Origin of the sequence: Halovulum dunhuangense (assembly GCF_013093415.1) — a bacterium.
Taxonomy (GTDB): domain Bacteria; phylum Pseudomonadota; class Alphaproteobacteria; order Rhodobacterales; family Rhodobacteraceae; genus Halovulum; species Halovulum dunhuangense.
Window position 1 is genome coordinate 879,694 of the sequence record NZ_JABFBC010000002.1, and the last position, 14,837, is coordinate 894,530.

Genomic DNA, 14,837 nt, shown 5'->3' on the forward strand with positions numbered 1-14,837 from the left:
AATGCACGCTTCTGAATTAGTTCAGTCGCTTTGGATCGGCTCCAACATCAGCCGCATCGAAAAGATTTCGATGCAGTCGTTTCTTTCGGCTGGCCATGAGTACCACCTCTACACCTATTCGGAAGAGCCAATGGATCTGCCGGATGGTGTCGTGAGGAAGGACGCCCGCGAGATCGTCCCGGAGCATATGGTCTGGCACCACGGCCATGGTCCGGAAAAGGGAAGCGTTGCGGGATTTTCGGATTACTTCCGCTTCCAGTTGCTGTTCCAGCGGGGTGGGGTGTGGGCAGATGCGGACCTGATCTGCGTCCGTCCGCTTCCGCTCGACCAGGAGGTTCTGATCTGCTCGGAGACTGTAAGACCGGGATTGGTCCAGCCGAGCACGCAACTTCTGAAGTTCCCCGCGGGCGACAGGTTCCTGGCGGAATGCATAGCCGACATCGAGGCGCGCGACGTAGATGGCATCGCTTTTCTCGAAGTTGGGCCCGCCCTGGTCGATCGAAAGGTCCGTGAACTGGGCTACCAGAAGCACGTTGTGCCGGCCGACTACTTCTGTCCGGTCCCATGGTGGGAGTTCTACAGACCGTTCATCCCCGGGCATGCCGAAAAGCTAATGGAATTACTGGCGCGCGAGGACGTCTACTGTCTTCACCTCTGGCATGAACTTCTTCGGCGGATCGATATTCCGAAGGACGCGGAAATGGCGAAGGGCTCGGTCATCGAGCAAATGGCCGAACGGTTCGCGGTTCCATCAAGCCCGGGTCGACACGACCCCAGGGAGGTGCAGGATTTCCTGGTCGGCATTCTTCTCGCAAATGCCGAGGACTGGTGCAGCGAGATAGAGAAGCCCGAGATCGAGCGGCTGGTTGCAGAAGCCGCCGGGATCAACCCGGCCGATCCGCGCCTGTTCCGGGTCCGGTACGAGAAAGCGGATCTGCCGGAGGAATTCGCCGCCACCGAACAGGAGCTGGCAAGGGTGCCGGCGGAGGTGGCACGGATATTCATGGTGGCACTGGCCCGCGCCCAGGCGGCGCGGCGGTTCGGGCGCGACGACCTTCAACCGGTGGTCGAACGAAATCTTTCGGATAGCGCCCTGGAGGCAGGGCCCGATGCGACCGCCGAGGCGGCATGGCATTTTCTTCGGCGCCAGGACCGCGAGTCAGCCGCCAGCCTGCTGGAAGAGGCGGATGCGCTGGGGTTTTCGTCGGCGTCACTTCATGTCGCCCGGGGGCGGCACCTGCAGTTGTCGGGGAAGAATGCTCTCGCGGAAGGATCCTTCCGGGCGGCGCTCGACCTGGACGGGAAAACGTGGAACGCGGCGCTTCTGCTGGCCGAGGTGCTGCATTCGGAGGGTGAACACGAGGCTGCATTGCCGCACGCGCAATCGGCGGCCGACTTTCAGAAGACGGTTTGGGCGTTCATGGTCCTGGCTCGGGTCCAGATGGCGCTGCGAAACAGCGAAGCCGCGGAACTGGCGCTCAGGTCGGCTCTCGAACTGAGCGGGGGGGCGAACTGGAACGCGACCCGCCTTCTGCACGAGGTGCTTTCGCAAACCGGCCGGCCTGCGGAAGCGAGCGAACTCGTGTCATCCTACCTTGCCAATAACCCGGAGGATGCCCGGGCGCTGAATTGGGCCGCCAGGAACGGTCACACACGACATCGCGCGGCCGGATGATGGCGGCTGCCGCTGGATCGGCAGCTGTCCGTTGACATCGGCCGTCCGCGAGTGCTGGCATGACCGCCATCGGTCGGCACTAGCAGGAAGGTGGCCCCATGACCAACCCCATCCTCACCTTTCACGGAGCCGCGGGGTGCGTGACGGGATCCTGTTTCCGGCTGGAGACGGCCCATGGCGCCGTGCTGATCGATTGCGGGCTGTTCCAGGGATCCAAGACCGAGAAGGAGCTGAACTACCGGCCCTTTCCGTTCCGGGCCGAGCGGATCGCCGCGGTGATCCTGAGCCATGCGCATATCGACCATTCGGGGCTGTTGCCGAAGCTGGTGCGCGACGGGTTTCGCGGAACGATCCACGCGACGGAGCCGACGGTGGACCTGTGCAGCGTGATGCTGCCCGACAGCGCACATATCCAGGAATACGAGGTGGAACAGCTGAACCGCCGCAACCGCGCGCGTGACCGCGATGCGGTAGAGCCGATCTACACGGGCGAGGATGCGGCGGAATGCCTGGGCCTGTTCCGGGCGCAGCCCTACGACGCGTGGTTTTCCGTCGGGCCGGGGGTGCGGGCGCGGTACTGGAATGCGGGGCATCTGCTGGGGTCCGCCTCGGTCGAGGTGGAACTGGCGGATCCGGCACTGCGGCTGCTGTTCTCGGCCGATATCGGGCCGGACTACAAGCTGATGCATCCCGACCCCGAGGGACCATCGGGGATCGATTACCTGGTCTGCGAAAGCACCTATGGCGACACCGACCGAGAGGATGCGACGGCCGCGCGGCGGCGGGCGCTTCTGCGCGACGAGGTGAAGGCGGCGTTCAACCCGAACGGCGCGCTGCTGATCCCGTCCTTCGCGGTGGAGCGCGCGCAGGAGCTGATCGCGGACCTGAGCCAGCTGATGGCCGAGGGGGAGTTGCCGCAGATCCCGATCCATGTGGATTCGCCGCTGGCGACCAAGGCCACGCGGATCTTTGCCCGCCACAGCCGGTCGCTGGAAGGGGGTGGCGCGCTGATGGAGGGGCTGTCGTCGCGGAACCTGCATTTCACCGAGACGGTGGAGCAGAGCAAGGCGCTCGATTCCGTGAAGGGGTTTCACATCGTCATCGCCGCCAGCGGCATGTGCGAGGCGGGGCGGATCCGGCACCGGCTGAAGAACTGGCTCTGGCGCGACGAGGCGACGGTGCTGCTGGTGGGATACCAGGCGACGGGCACGCTGGGCCGCATCCTGCAGGAGGGGGCGCGCTCGGTGCGGATCCAGGGCGACGAATACAAGGTGCGGGCGCGGATCCGGTCCATCGACCTGTATTCGGGCCATGCCGACGGGCCGGAGCTGGCGGCCTGGGTGAAGGCGCGGCTGCCGCTGGCGCAGCAGGCTTTCCTGGTGCATGGCGAGCCGGAGGCGATCGCGGGGCTGGCCGCGCGGCTGAACGGCATCCTCGCCCCCGAGGATGTGCTGGTGCCCGCGCTGGACGAGAGTTTCGAGCTGACGCCCAACGGCGCCGTGCGGCTGGCGGGGGCTGCGCCGCGGCTGCCGCGCGAGGGGATGGCGCGGCTCGACTGGCACAACGACCTGTCGAAGCTGATCCTCGACATCAACGACACGCTCAGGGCCGAGGCCGACGACAAGGCGCGCGCGGTGACGATCCGGCGGCTGCGCCGCGCGCTGGAGGGGGAGGACGACCGCCGCCACTGAAGCGGTTAACGGACCTCGGGGAACAGCGGGTCGAGGCCGGTCTCGCGGATGATCGGCCCCGCCTCCTCGGAGGCGAGAAAGCGCAGGAGGTGCCTGGCGCGGTCGAGCTTGTCGGTCCCGGCGCCGATCCCGGCGCAGAAGTGGAAGGGGCGGCGGAACTCGGGGGGCAGCCGGCCGATCAGCTTGACGCCCGGAATGGGAAGGATCTCGCTGATCTGCTGGAAGCCCAGATCCGCCTCGCCTCGGGCGACGATGGTGCCCACCCTTTCGCTGAAGACGGTGAAGGCGGTCTTCTTCATCTGCTCGGCGATGCCGAGGGCGGGGAACACTTCGGTCGAGAGGTAGATGCCGCTGGCGCTGGCGGCGTGGCCCACTGATTTCGCCGCGAGAAGGGTCTCGCGGAAGGCTTCGGTGGTGGAGATGTCGGGCGCGGGGTCGCCCTCGCGGACGCAGGCGCCGATATGGGATTCGACCAGGTCGATCCGGCTGTCGGGGCGGATATGGCCCTGTTCCGAGAACTGGGCGACGGCGGCCTCGGCCAGCAGGTAGACATCGAAGCGTTCGCCCTTGGACAGGCGCGTGGGGATCGAGTCGTGCGCGGCCCCGAGCGAGGAGCCGAAGGAGACGTCCACCTCTGTGCCGTCGGGTGCCTTGTAGTGCGGCAGCAGCTTCACGAGCGCGGCGGCGAAGGCGCCCGAGGTTATGACCTTCAGCGGTTCGGTTGTCGTCATGCCTGCGATGTCCTTGTCAGTTGCGCGGTGATCATGCGGGGCCGGCCGCGACGGTCGCGAGGATGAATTCGCGCAGGCGGCGGGCCGCGGGCGGCAGATAGGCGTCGCGCCGCGACATGAGCCCGAATTGCCGCGGCATGGTGGTTTCGGGGTGGGCCAGCTCGACCAGGGTGTTCAGGTTGCGCCGGCTGGTGAAGGTCAGCAGCTGCATTTCCTCGGCGACACGGGTCAGGACCCCGATGGTGCCGGTCTCGACCATGACGCGCGGCGGGGCCAGGTTTCGCGAGGTGAAGACGGCGTCGAGCCAGGCGCGCATGGCGCTGGATTGCGACTGGAGCATCCAGCCATGTTCCGTCAGCTCGGCCAGCTCGAACCCGCGCCCGGCCAGCGGATGGTCGACCCCGGCCGCGACCACGACGGTTTCGTCGAGCACCACCCGCACGTCGAGATCCGACAGATCGCCGCCATCCATCGGGCACAGGATCAGGTCGAGCGTGCCATGCCGCAGCCGTTCCTGAAGAAAATCGGAATTGCCGATCTCAAGTTCCAGCCGGATGCCGGGAACGGCCGCGCGCAGCTGGCGGCAGGCTGCGGGCAGGATGTGGCTGGCGGGCGTCATGCCGGTGCCGATCCTGACCAGCCCGGTGCGGCCGCCGGCCAGGTCGGCCATCTCGCGCCCGATGTCGTCCACCGAGAGGCGCAATCGTTCGGCCCGTTCCAGAAGGGCGATCCCCAGCGCGGTCAGCGCCTTGCCGCGGCCATCCCTTTCGAAGAGGGTGCCGCCGATATCGGCCTCGAGCCGGCGCACGGACTTGGTCAGCGCCTGCTTGGTGCGGCCGAGAATCTCGGCCGCCTCGTCATAGGTGGCCGTCCTCGCGATCGTCTCGAAATAGCTCAGGTCGCGCAGATCCATCAGGCCGCCCCGCTTCAGGCCCCGGCGAAAGGGCCGCGACGCCAGACACTAGGCCGCCCGTGCGACCGCGACAAGAGTATCGCGTTTTCAGCGGCATAGGGACCGGCCATGGCGGCGGGAGATTGCGGTTGCATGTTTCGCGCCGAAGACCGATCACGGCGTGGGCGGGCCGGCGGGCGGGACGCAGGCGGATGACACGAAACTTCATCGATGGACGGGGCGCCGAACGGTGAGCGAGCAGGTCTACTTCTGGGTTGCGGCGGTGCTGGGCGCCTTCTTCGTGGGCGCGGGCAAGGGCGGCGTGCCGGTGGTCGCCTTCCTGAGCGTGGCGATGATGTCGCTGATCATGCCGCCGCTCGAGGCGGCGGCGCTGCTGCTGCCGATCTACATCCTGAGCGATGCCTATGGCGTGTGGCTCTACCGGCGGGAATATTCCAGGCGGAACATGGCCATCCTGATCCCCGCGGCGGCGCTGGGCATCCTGCTGGGCTGGGTCGTCGCGGACATGACGGACGAGAACATGGTGCGCATCGCGGTCGGCGCGATCGGGCTTTACTACCTGGCGACGCGGCTGCGCAGCATGATCGCGGGCCCGCCCGCCCCGCGCGCGGCGACCGTGCCGCGCGGCGTGATCTGGGGCGGCGTCTGCGGTTTCACCAGTTTCGTGGCCCATGCGGGCGGGCCGCCTTTCCAGGCCTATGTGCTGCCGCAGAACCTGCCGAAGATGGTCTTTGCCGGCACCTCGACCATCGTGTTCGCGGCGATCAACCTGATGAAGCTGCCGCCCTATGTGGCTTTGGGTCTGCTGGACCTGAGCGATCTGCGGGTGGGGGCGGTGCTGGCGCCGATGGCGCTGTTCGGGGCCTGGGCCGGGTACCGGCTGACGCGGCTCTTGCCCGAAAGGCTGTTCTTCGCGCTGGTGGAACTGGCGCTGCTGGCGATTTCGTTGCAGCTGGTCTACGCGGGGCTGACCGGTTGAGCGCAAGTTCAGCGGCGGGCGGTGTCGAGCCAGATCGTCACGGGCCCGTCATTGACGAGCGCGACCTTCATGTCGGCGCCGAAGCGTCCCGCCTGCACGGGGATGCCGTGGCCCGCCAGATCCGCCATGAACCGCTCATAGAGGCGGCGGCCCTCGTCGGGGGCGGCGGCGGTGGAAAAGCCGGGGCGGTTGCCCTTCGTCTCGGCGGCGAGGGTGAACTGGCTGACCACGAGCGCCGCGCCGCCCGTGTCGAGAAGCGAGCGGTTCATCCGGCCCTGATCGTCGCGGAAGATGCGCAGCTGCGCCACCTTGCGGGCAAGCCAGGCCGATTCCGCATCGGTGTCGCCTGCCATGGCGCAGACCAGCACCAGAAGCCCGGGGCCGATGGCGCCGGTGATCTCGCCCTCGACGGTGACGCTTGCCTCGGATACCCGCTGGATCAGTGCGCGCATGCTCTCTTTCCTTCTTGCCGACGCGGGCCACCATGACGGCAAGCGGCACCGGGGCTCAAGGGGGCGATCGGCCGGGCCGCTGGTGCTTGCTTGAAGAAACCGGGCGGCAGGACGATATTGTGCCCGTATTCAGGAGGCATTGATGACGGCAGCAAAGAACGGAAAGAGACGCCGGCCGTCATTGTCCATGCCAATCCTGAGGACCTCGCGCGCGCAGCAACGCACCGGCACGGTGACGCTGGGCGGGCTTCTGTCGGGGCTTGGAGAGACATCCTTCGGCTGGGCGATCGTCGTCTTCTCGCTGGTCACGATGCTGCCGCTGCCGCCCGGATCGTCGCTGATCACGGCGCTGCCGGTGCTGCTGGCCACGGCGCAGATGTCGCTGGGCTATCCGCATGTGCGGCTGCCGGGGCGGCTGGCGCGGATCACCGTCGATCCGCAGAAGCTGCGGCGCACGATGATGCGCCTCAGGCCCGTGACGCGCCGGCTGGAGCGGGTGTTGCAGCCGCGGATGACGGGGATCTTCGCGCCGCGCCACGAGCGCCGGCTGGGGCTGGCGCTGTTCCTGATCGCGTTCACCCTGTTCCTGCCGATCCCGTTCAGCGGCTGGTTCCCGGCCGTGTCGCTGTTCATCTGCGGCGTGGGCCAGGTCGAGCGCGACGGCAAGGTGACGCTGATCGGGCTGGGCGCGGGCGCCGCCTCGATCCTGCTCACGATCATCATCGTGCTGTCGATCGGGTCGAGCGCCAGCGCCATCATGGAGTGAGCGGGCGTCAGGCGTCGTCCTTGCGCCCGGCAAGGACGACCGCCAGGGCGACCATCGCCACCGCGATGCCAAGCCCGGTGCGCTGCTTGCCGCCCTTGAGGGCGGGCATCAGGGCCGTGGCGGTGCGCAGGACGGCGGCCAGGTTCGCGCGGGCGCGGCGCTTGCGCGCCTCCTGCCGCGCGCGGGCGCGCAAGGCGAAAAGCGCGCCCAGCGCCAGCACGAGATGAAGCGCCGCCGCCACGGCCAGCGCGCCGGCCATGCCAAGCGGTGCGGCAAGGGCCGCCACCAGCGCCGCCACCCCGAACCCCCAGGCCACCGCCAGCAGTAGCGCCAGCACCAGCCCGAGGCCGATCATCGCCCCTATTCCGGCCATGCCCTGCCCGAGCCGCCCTAGTCGCGGCGGGAGAAGAGAAGGCCGAACAGAAGCCCCATGCCCAGCGCGCCCAGAACCCAGGACATCGGGTTCTCGCGGACGTTTCCCTCGAGGTCGCGCTCGATGGTGGTGATGCGCTTGCGCAGGTCGCGCACCACGCGCAGGGTTTCGGCCATCGCCTCGTCGGACATGTCCTCGACCCGGTGCTTCGCCTCGTCGAAGCGGGCGGTTCCGTGATCGCGGAGCGAGCGGGTCAGCGTGGCCAGATCCTCGCGGAGCTGGGCGACCTCGCGCTCGATCTCGCGGGCGGTGTCGTCGCTGGAGCGGGTTTCGGATGTCTTGGTCGATGAATTCGCCATCTTCATCCTCCTTCGATTGCTGTTCATGGCTGCCTGGCGCAGGGCGGCACCCTACAGGGGCTTGCCACCCCGCGTGGCAAACGCGCCGAGCATAACGCACCAAGGGCGGAAAGTCGCCGCCTGTGGTCGATCGCGCGGCGTTGATCGCGGCACGGGGCGTGATATGGCTCGCGCAGCGAAACGGGGGAGGATGACGGGTGAGCGAGACCTTGAACGGAATGCTGGAGCAACGCTTCGGCAGATCCCTTCCGGCGGCGGGGGATCTGGCCCCTGCGCAGGCGGACCGGCTGGCGGCGCTGGCGGGGCATGGCAGCGTCCGGGCCTTTGCCGATCGTCCCGTCCCGGACACGCTGGTCGAGCTGGTCTGCGCCTGCGCATTCTCGGCGCCATCCAAGAGCGACCTGCAGCTGCGCGACATCGTGGTGGTGCGGGACGCGGACCGGCGCGCGGCGCTGGCGGGGCTGGTGCCCGGGACGGACTGGCTGCGGGACGCGCCCGTCATCCTGATCCTGTGCGGCAATGCAGGCCGGCTGGTCGCGATGATGGAACGGGCGGGCCTGCCGTTTCCGAACGCCCATGCCGATCAGCTGGTGAACGCCGTGGCGGATGCGGCGATCACGCTGGGCTGGTTGCAGGCGGCGGCGAACATGGCGGGCCTGGGCGGTTGCGCGGTGAGCGGCATCCGCGAGAACGTGGACGAGGTGGCCGCGCTGCTGGAACTGCCGCCGCTGGTGGTGCCCTTCGCGGGCTTCGCCCTGGGCTGGCCGGCCGAGGAGGCGGCGATCACCGCGCGCCTGCCGCTGGAGGTGACGCTGCATGCCGAGCGGTTCGGTTCGGGCGACGATCCGGCGGCGCTGGCGGAGTACGACCGGCGGCGCGAAGCCCTGGGTCAGGGGAACTGGACCGCGAAGCGCACGGCGCAGTATTCGAAGCCGAAGAACCACGCGATGGGCGCATTCCTGAAGCGCGCGGGCTTCACCCTGGGCTGAGGCCCGGGCGGATCGGGCGGCCACCCCGAAGGGCGGCCGCCCCATGGGCTTACCAGTTGTTGTAGGCGAGGAACTTGCCCGACATCTCGAGCTTGACCCGGTCGCCCTTGGGGTTCTCGACACGGGTGATCTTCATGTCGAAGTCGATGGCGGACATGATGCCCTCGCCGAACTTCTCGTTGATGATCGCCTTGATGGTGGGGCCGTAGACGCCCACGATCTCGTAGAGGCGATAGATGCAGGGGTCGGTCGGCACAGCCTGTTCCCAGACCTTGGTCGGGCTCTCCTCCAGCACCGACGCCGCCTCCTGCGGCAGGCCCATGACGGCGACCAGCGCCTCGGCCTTGTCGCGCGGCATGGCATTCATGCCCATGCATGCGGAGTGGGTCCAGACCGGGGACATGCCGATCTTTTCGGCGATCTCTTCCCATTTCAGCCCGGCCTGCTTCTTGGCCGAAAGGATCATGGCGGTGACGTCTTCCTTGGTCATCTCGGGGGCGGGCATGAAGCTGTCTTTCATGGTCTTGGTCCTTGGTTGGATGTTGGATCAGTGGGATATGGCGCGCAGCGCGGGGCGCGACGGCTCCGGTTCGCTTTCGGTGCCGGTCAGGTCGATGCGCACGGTCTCGGGGCGGTTGGGCCCCGTCCCCTCGCGCTGGCCGGCCAGTTCCTTCGAGCGGACGCCGAGGAACTGCACCAGGTGGTTGCGGATCGCGTAGTAGTTGGGGTGTTCCACGATCTCGGTGCGGCTGCGCGGGCGGGGGATGGTGATTTCCACCGACTCCGCCACGCGGGCGAAGGGGCCGTTGGTCATCAGGAGGATGCGATCGGCCAGGAGGATCGCCTCGTCGATGTCATGGGTGATCATGAACACCGTCTGTTCGGTGCCAGCCCAGATCTTCAGAAGCTCGTCCTGGATCGTGCCCCGCGTCAGCGCGTCGAGCGCGCCGAAGGGTTCGTCGAGCAGCAGGAGCTTCGGCTGGTTGGCAAAGGCCCGCGCGATGGACACGCGCTGGCGCATGCCGCCCGAAAGCTGGCTGGGCTTGCGGTGCACCACCTCGCCGTCGAGGCCGACCATGGCGAGGTATTTGAGCGAATGGTCCTGCACCTGTGCCTTGGTCCAGTCCTTGTGGCGGGCGGCGACGGCGAAGCTGACGTTCTTCAGCGCGCTGAGCCAGGGCAGCAGCGAGTAGTTCTGGAACACCACGCCGCGGTCGAGGCTGGGACCGGACACTTCGCGCCCGTCCATCACCACCGCGCCCGAGGTCGGTTCGGCCAGGCCCGCGAGGATGTTCATGATGGTGGACTTGCCGCAGCCGGAATGGCCGAGGATGCAGACGAACTCGCCCTTCTCGATCCCGAAGCTCGCCTCCTCGAAGACGGTGGTGGTGCCGCCCGAGGAGTCGGGGAAGCGCTGGGTCAGGTTCTCTACGCTCAGAAAGGGTTTGGACATGGGAACTCTCCTTATTCCGCGTAGGCGACGGCGCGCTGGAGGACACCGAAGGCGGAGTCCAGCGCCATGCCGACGACGCCGATCATGAGGATCGAGAAGATGACGGAGGTCAGGTCGAGGTTGTTCCACTCGTTCCAGACGTAGTAGCCGATCCCGGTCCCGCCCACGAGCATCTCGGCCGCGACGATCACCAGCCAGGCGATCCCGATGGAAATGCGCATGCCGGTCACGATGGTGGGGGCTGCCGCCGGCAGGATCACCGTGAAGGCTGTCTTCAGCGACCCCAGTTCATGCGTGCGGGCGACGTTCACCCAGTCCTTGCGCACGCCCGCCACGCCGAAGGCGGTGTTGATGAGCATGGGCCAGATCGAGCAGATGAAGATGACGAAGATGGCCGACGCCTCGCTGTCCTGGATGATGAACAACGCGAGCGGCATCCAGGCCAGGGGCGAGATCGGGCGCAGCACCTGGATGAAGGGGTTGAGCGCCTTGTAGGCGATGGGCGACATGCCGATCAGGAAGCCCAGCGGGATCGCGACGGCGGCGGCCATCAGGTAGCCCGACAGCACCCGGTAGATCGAATAGCCGATCTGGATGCCGATGCCCTTGTCGTTGGGGCCGGCGTCGTAGAAGGGGTTCGACAGCTGCTCCCACGCCTTGGCAAAGATCTCGGACGGGGGTGGCACGCCCGCCTTGGGCGCGCCGCCGCCTGTCAGCAGCTCGTATTGCGTCAGCTCTCCGGCGGCCTTCTGGGCCGGGATGGCGGCCTCCCACAGGAGGAGGCCGACCGCCAGGATCAGGAGGGACAGGAGCGCCGCGCGCTGGTTCAGGCTGAGCGACTTCATCGCTCAGGCCCGCTTGATTTCGAAGCTGTCGACATAGGCCTCGGGCGCCATCGGGTCGAAGGTCTTGCCCATGATCGTATGCGACTTGTAGGTGACGTCGGGCGCCTCGTAGCCGAGATCCTCCATGATCTTCTTGCAGTCGGCGGCAAGGTAGACCTCTTCGGCCACGGCCTTGTAGTCGATGTCGCCCTCGACATAGCCCCAACGCTTCATCTGGGTCAGGATCCAGACGCCCATCGAATGCCAGGGGAACGGGTCGAAATCGATCCGGTCGGGCACCACCTTCACTTCTCCCAGGCCGTCGGCATAGGTGCCGGTCAGCACCTGCTCGATGACGGGCACCGGCTGGTTGAGGTAGTTGGTGGGCGCGATCGCCTCGGAGATTTCCTTGCGGTTCGCCGGGTCGGACGCGTATTGCGTCGCGTCCACGATCGCCTTGAGAAGCGCGCCGTAGGTGTTGGGCAGTTCTGTCGCAAAGCTGAGGGGCGCGGCGAAGGCGCAGCAGGGATGGCCTTCCCAGATGTCCTTGGTCAGGGTGTGGATGAAGCCGATCCCTTCCCAGACCGCGCGCTGGTTGAACGGGTCGGGCGAGAGATAGCCGTCGAGGTTGCCCGCGCGCAGGTTCGCGACCATCTCGGGCGGCGGCACCACGCGGATCTGGATGTCGGTGTCGGGATCGAGCCCGTGCTCGGCGACGTAGTAGCGCAACAGGAAGTTGTGCATCGAATATTCGAAGGGCACGCCGAAGGTGAAGCCCTTCCACTGCTGGGGGTCGCGCTTGTCCAGATGCTCGTTGGACAGGACGATCGCCTGGCCGTTGATGTTCTCGACCGCGGGCATGATGTAGGGCTCGGCCACGCTGCCCGCGCCCAGGGTCATGGCCAGCGGCATGGGGGTCAGCATGTGGCTTGCGTCGTATTCGCCCGACAGCGACTTGTCGCGCGCCACCGCCCAGCCGGCGGTCTTGATGACCTGCGCGTTCAGGCCGTAGCGTTCGTAGAAGCCCATGGGCTGGGCCATGATGATCGGTGTCGCGCAGGTGATCGGCACGAAGCCGATGTTGAGGTCGGGCTTCTCGGGCGGGCCAAGCTCGTCCAGGATGGCGGCCTTGACCTTGTCGAGCGGCAGGACCGAGGCCAGCGCAGCGGCAAAGGTGGTCCCGCCCACCATTCCCATGAAGGAGCGGCGGTTCAGTTCGTTATGGCCGAAGACCGAGCGCACGATGGCGCTTTCGACGGCGCGCTCGAGCATTGCCTCGCGGCTGGCATCGGCGGCGTGGACATGGGCCGCGGCGGTCGCGCGGCAATCGCCGCAGCCGCACTCGGCGCCGTGTCGCAGATCGGTTTCGGGCTTGAACGGATCTCCAAGGCTCTTGATCGGCATGATGGCCCCCTGTTGTTTGCGTCTGCTCAAAAGCTAGACGGGCAGTGGGCCTGGAACAAAGCTGGCAGGGTAAATCGTTGACCCCTATTTTCCTGTAGCTTTTCAATGCATTAACCATCACACCCGGCAATGCTGAGTTGCGATATTTCATAAATTACGAATTTTCGTTGCCCGCGCGACATGCCACAGGCATCCTGTCCCCATGCCGGAACCCGCCGATTCACTGATCGCCCATTCGCCCTGCGCCGCGCTTCTGATCGAGCCGGGGCAGGACCGCATCCGCGCCGCGAACATGCTGGCCGTGAAGCTGCTCAAGGAAGATCCCTGTGGCCGCCCCTTCGCCGGCTACCTGCGGCGGCGTGTGCCCGACCTGATCGTCTTTGCCGACGCGGTCGCGCATTACGGCCAGCACTGGACCCGGGGGCTGGACCTGCACGACGCCACGGGCGCCCCGCTGCGGGTAGAGGTCCGGGGCCGGCTGATGACCGAGGGCGCGGAGACATTGCTCCTGCTGGTGCTGATCGATCTCGAGGAGATGGAGGCGCATACCCAGATCGCCGAGGCCGCCAGCATACAGAGCGCGGGGATCCTGGAATGGCAGCGCACCCAGGCCTTCTTTCGCGAGCTGGAGATGGAGAACCAGCTGATCCTGAACGCGGCGGGCGAAGGGATCTACGGGGTGAACGCGGAAGGAAAGACCACCTTCGTGAACCGCGCCGCGCAGGAAATGCTGGGCTGGACCAGCGAAGATCTGCTGGGCCGGGACATTCACACGATGATCCACCACCACCACCTGAACGGCGATGTCTACCCCTCGCGCGAGTGCCCGATCTACCAGTCGTTCCGCTACGAGCAGGTGAACCGGATCGAGAACGAGGTGTTCTGGCGCAAGGACGGCAAGCCGATCCAGGTCGAATACGTCTCGACCCCGATCTACGACAACCAGGTGCTGGCCGGTGCGGTCGTGATCTTCCGCGACATCACCGAGCGCAAGGAGAACGAGCGCCGCCTGCGCGAGGCGCTGGACGAGGTGGCGGCGCTGCGCGACCGGCTGGAGCAGGAGAACGCCTATCTGCAGGAAGAGATCATCACCGAGCGGGCGCATCACGACATCATCGGTGCGGCCCCCGCGATACGGCAGCTCAGGACCCAGATCGACCTGGTGGCGCGAACCGACGCGAACGTGCTGATCACGGGCGAATCGGGCACCGGGAAGTCGCTGGTCGCCTCGGCCGTTCACAAGGCGAGCGACCGGCGGCGGAGGGCGCTGATCCGGGTGAAATGCGGGGCGCTTTCCCCGGACGGGGTCGAAAGCGAGTTGTTCGGCCATGTGCGCGGCGCCTTTACCGGCGCGCTGCGGGACAGGCCGGGCATGCTGGAACTCGCCCATGGCGGGACGCTGTTCCTGGACGAGGTGGCCGAGATCCCGCTGGAACACCAGGGCCGCCTGCTGACAGCGCTTCAGGAACGCGCCGTCGTGCGGATAGGAGAGGAGCGGCCGCGCGCGGTGGACCTGCGGATCATCGCCTCGTCGAGCCGCAACCTGGAGCGGGAGGTGTCGGCCGGGCGGTTCCGCGAGGATCTGTATTTTTTCCTCGCCGTGTTTCCCATCGCCTGCACGCCCCTGCGCGAACGGCCCGAGGACATCCCGCAACTCGCGGCGCATTTCCTGAAACTGGCCTGCGGCCGGCTGAACCGCACGGAGCCGGTGATCACCCAGGGCACGATCCGGTCGCTGATGCAGTATCACTGGCCCGGCAACGTCCGCGAACTGGAGAACGTGATCGAGCGCGGGGCCATCGTGTCCACGGGGGGCAAGCTGGTGGTCGACGTCCAGGGACCGGCCGTCCCTGCGCAGGGCACCGCGGGGCCCGCGACGATCCTGACCGACCAGGATCTGCGCCAGCTCGAGGTGGCGAACCTGATTTCCTGCCTGCGCGAGACGGGGGGCAAGGTGTTCGGCCCGGACGGGGCGGCGGCGATCCTGGGCGTACGGCCGACGACGCTTTACTCGCGGATCCGGAAGTACGGGATCGAGTCGCGGGACTGGGGTGGTGTTTGAGTTTGGTGTGGCTCGGGGTCAGGCGCCGTTGGTTGACACGGGGCGTCGGGGTTCTGTGTCTGCAATGTCACGCTCGTCGGGACACTCGCCGCGATCCTCGCCTTCGCCCAAAACGCAAACGCCGCCCGTGAGGGCGGCGTCTTGTGGTTTGGTTATGCTGAGAGAT

15 protein-coding genes are annotated in these 14,837 nt (G+C 67.2%); 6 read left to right on the plus strand and 9 right to left on the minus strand.

Going from position 1 to position 14,837, the window contains the following annotated elements:
- The first annotated feature begins 1 nt into the window (after window position 1).
- Both HMH01_RS14970 and HMH01_RS14975 read left to right on the plus strand, forming a co-directional pair.
- Window positions 2-1,675 (plus strand): capsular polysaccharide synthesis protein, encoded by a 1,674-nt coding sequence (locus HMH01_RS14970; protein ID WP_171326561.1) that lies wholly within the window; start codon window positions 2-4, stop codon window positions 1,673-1,675.
- Window positions 1,676-1,773: 98 nt separating this feature from the next.
- Window positions 1,774-3,366: an MBL fold metallo-hydrolase RNA specificity domain-containing protein gene (locus HMH01_RS14975; RefSeq protein ID WP_171326562.1), complete on the plus strand. Its 1,593-nt coding sequence runs from the start codon at window positions 1,774-1,776 to the stop codon at window positions 3,364-3,366.
- 5 nt (window positions 3,367-3,371) lie between these two features.
- Here the strand turns inward: HMH01_RS14975 and HMH01_RS14980 are convergent, their stop codons facing one another.
- Both HMH01_RS14980 and HMH01_RS14985 read right to left on the minus strand, forming a co-directional pair.
- A complete protein-coding gene (locus HMH01_RS14980; RefSeq protein WP_171326563.1) occupies window positions 3,372-4,097 on the minus strand; it encodes a substrate-binding domain-containing protein in 726 nt (241 codons plus the stop codon).
- A gap of 31 nt (window positions 4,098-4,128) precedes the next feature.
- The gene (locus tag HMH01_RS14985) at window positions 4,129-5,010 is read right to left on the minus strand and encodes a LysR family transcriptional regulator (protein ID WP_171326564.1); all 882 of its coding nucleotides are present in this window, start codon (window positions 5,008-5,010) and stop codon (window positions 4,129-4,131) included.
- Between the two features lie 229 nt (window positions 5,011-5,239).
- Between HMH01_RS14985 and HMH01_RS14990 the strand changes: the two genes are divergently transcribed.
- Window positions 5,240-5,989, plus strand: coding sequence for a TSUP family transporter (locus tag HMH01_RS14990; protein ID WP_171326565.1), 750 nt, complete (start codon window positions 5,240-5,242; stop codon window positions 5,987-5,989).
- 8 nt (window positions 5,990-5,997) lie between these two features.
- Here the strand turns inward: HMH01_RS14990 and dtd are convergent, their stop codons facing one another.
- Window positions 5,998-6,441, minus strand: coding sequence for a D-aminoacyl-tRNA deacylase (gene dtd / locus HMH01_RS14995; RefSeq protein ID WP_171326566.1), 444 nt, complete (start codon window positions 6,439-6,441; stop codon window positions 5,998-6,000).
- A 187-nt stretch (window positions 6,442-6,628) separates the two neighbouring features.
- On the opposite strand from dtd, the gene HMH01_RS15000 reads away from it, so the two are divergent.
- Window positions 6,629-7,207 (plus strand): exopolysaccharide biosynthesis protein, encoded by a 579-nt coding sequence (locus HMH01_RS15000; protein ID WP_246237416.1) that lies wholly within the window; start codon window positions 6,629-6,631, stop codon window positions 7,205-7,207.
- A gap of 7 nt (window positions 7,208-7,214) precedes the next feature.
- Here the strand turns inward: HMH01_RS15000 and HMH01_RS15005 are convergent, their stop codons facing one another.
- Both HMH01_RS15005 and HMH01_RS15010 read right to left on the minus strand, forming a co-directional pair.
- Window positions 7,215-7,562: a hypothetical protein gene (locus HMH01_RS15005; protein ID WP_171326568.1), complete on the minus strand. Its 348-nt coding sequence runs from the start codon at window positions 7,560-7,562 to the stop codon at window positions 7,215-7,217.
- A gap of 35 nt (window positions 7,563-7,597) precedes the next feature.
- Complete coding sequence (locus HMH01_RS15010; protein ID WP_171326569.1) at window positions 7,598-7,939, minus strand: DUF883 family protein; 342 nt, start codon at window positions 7,937-7,939, stop codon at window positions 7,598-7,600.
- A 197-nt stretch (window positions 7,940-8,136) separates the two neighbouring features.
- Here HMH01_RS15010 and HMH01_RS15015 point away from each other — a divergent pair, with 197 nt between their 5' ends.
- Window positions 8,137-8,928 carry a nitroreductase family protein gene (locus tag HMH01_RS15015; protein ID WP_171326570.1) on the plus strand — a complete coding sequence of 264 codons (792 nt, stop codon included), beginning with the start codon at window positions 8,137-8,139 and terminating at the stop codon, window positions 8,926-8,928.
- A 49-nt stretch (window positions 8,929-8,977) separates the two neighbouring features.
- Here the strand turns inward: HMH01_RS15015 and cynS are convergent, their stop codons facing one another.
- From cynS to HMH01_RS15035, 4 genes are read right to left on the minus strand one after another with little or no spacing between them, the layout of a single operon-like run.
- The gene (gene cynS / locus HMH01_RS15020) at window positions 8,978-9,448 is read right to left on the minus strand and encodes a cyanase (RefSeq protein WP_216366867.1); all 471 of its coding nucleotides are present in this window, start codon (window positions 9,446-9,448) and stop codon (window positions 8,978-8,980) included.
- 27 nt (window positions 9,449-9,475) lie between these two features.
- A complete protein-coding gene (locus tag HMH01_RS15025; RefSeq protein ID WP_171326571.1) occupies window positions 9,476-10,381 on the minus strand; it encodes an ABC transporter ATP-binding protein in 906 nt (301 codons plus the stop codon).
- Between the two features lie 11 nt (window positions 10,382-10,392).
- Complete coding sequence (gene ntrB, locus HMH01_RS15030; protein WP_171326572.1) at window positions 10,393-11,226, minus strand: nitrate ABC transporter permease; 834 nt, start codon at window positions 11,224-11,226, stop codon at window positions 10,393-10,395.
- A gap of 3 nt (window positions 11,227-11,229) precedes the next feature.
- On the minus strand, window positions 11,230-12,609 hold the full coding sequence (locus HMH01_RS15035) for a CmpA/NrtA family ABC transporter substrate-binding protein (protein ID WP_171326573.1): 1,380 nt from the start codon (window positions 12,607-12,609) through the stop codon (window positions 11,230-11,232).
- 202 nt (window positions 12,610-12,811) lie between these two features.
- Between HMH01_RS15035 and HMH01_RS15040 the strand changes: the two genes are divergently transcribed.
- Window positions 12,812-14,671 (plus strand): sigma-54 interaction domain-containing protein, encoded by a 1,860-nt coding sequence (locus HMH01_RS15040; RefSeq protein WP_171326574.1) that lies wholly within the window; start codon window positions 12,812-12,814, stop codon window positions 14,669-14,671.
- The last annotated feature ends 166 nt before the right edge of the window (window positions 14,672-14,837 follow it).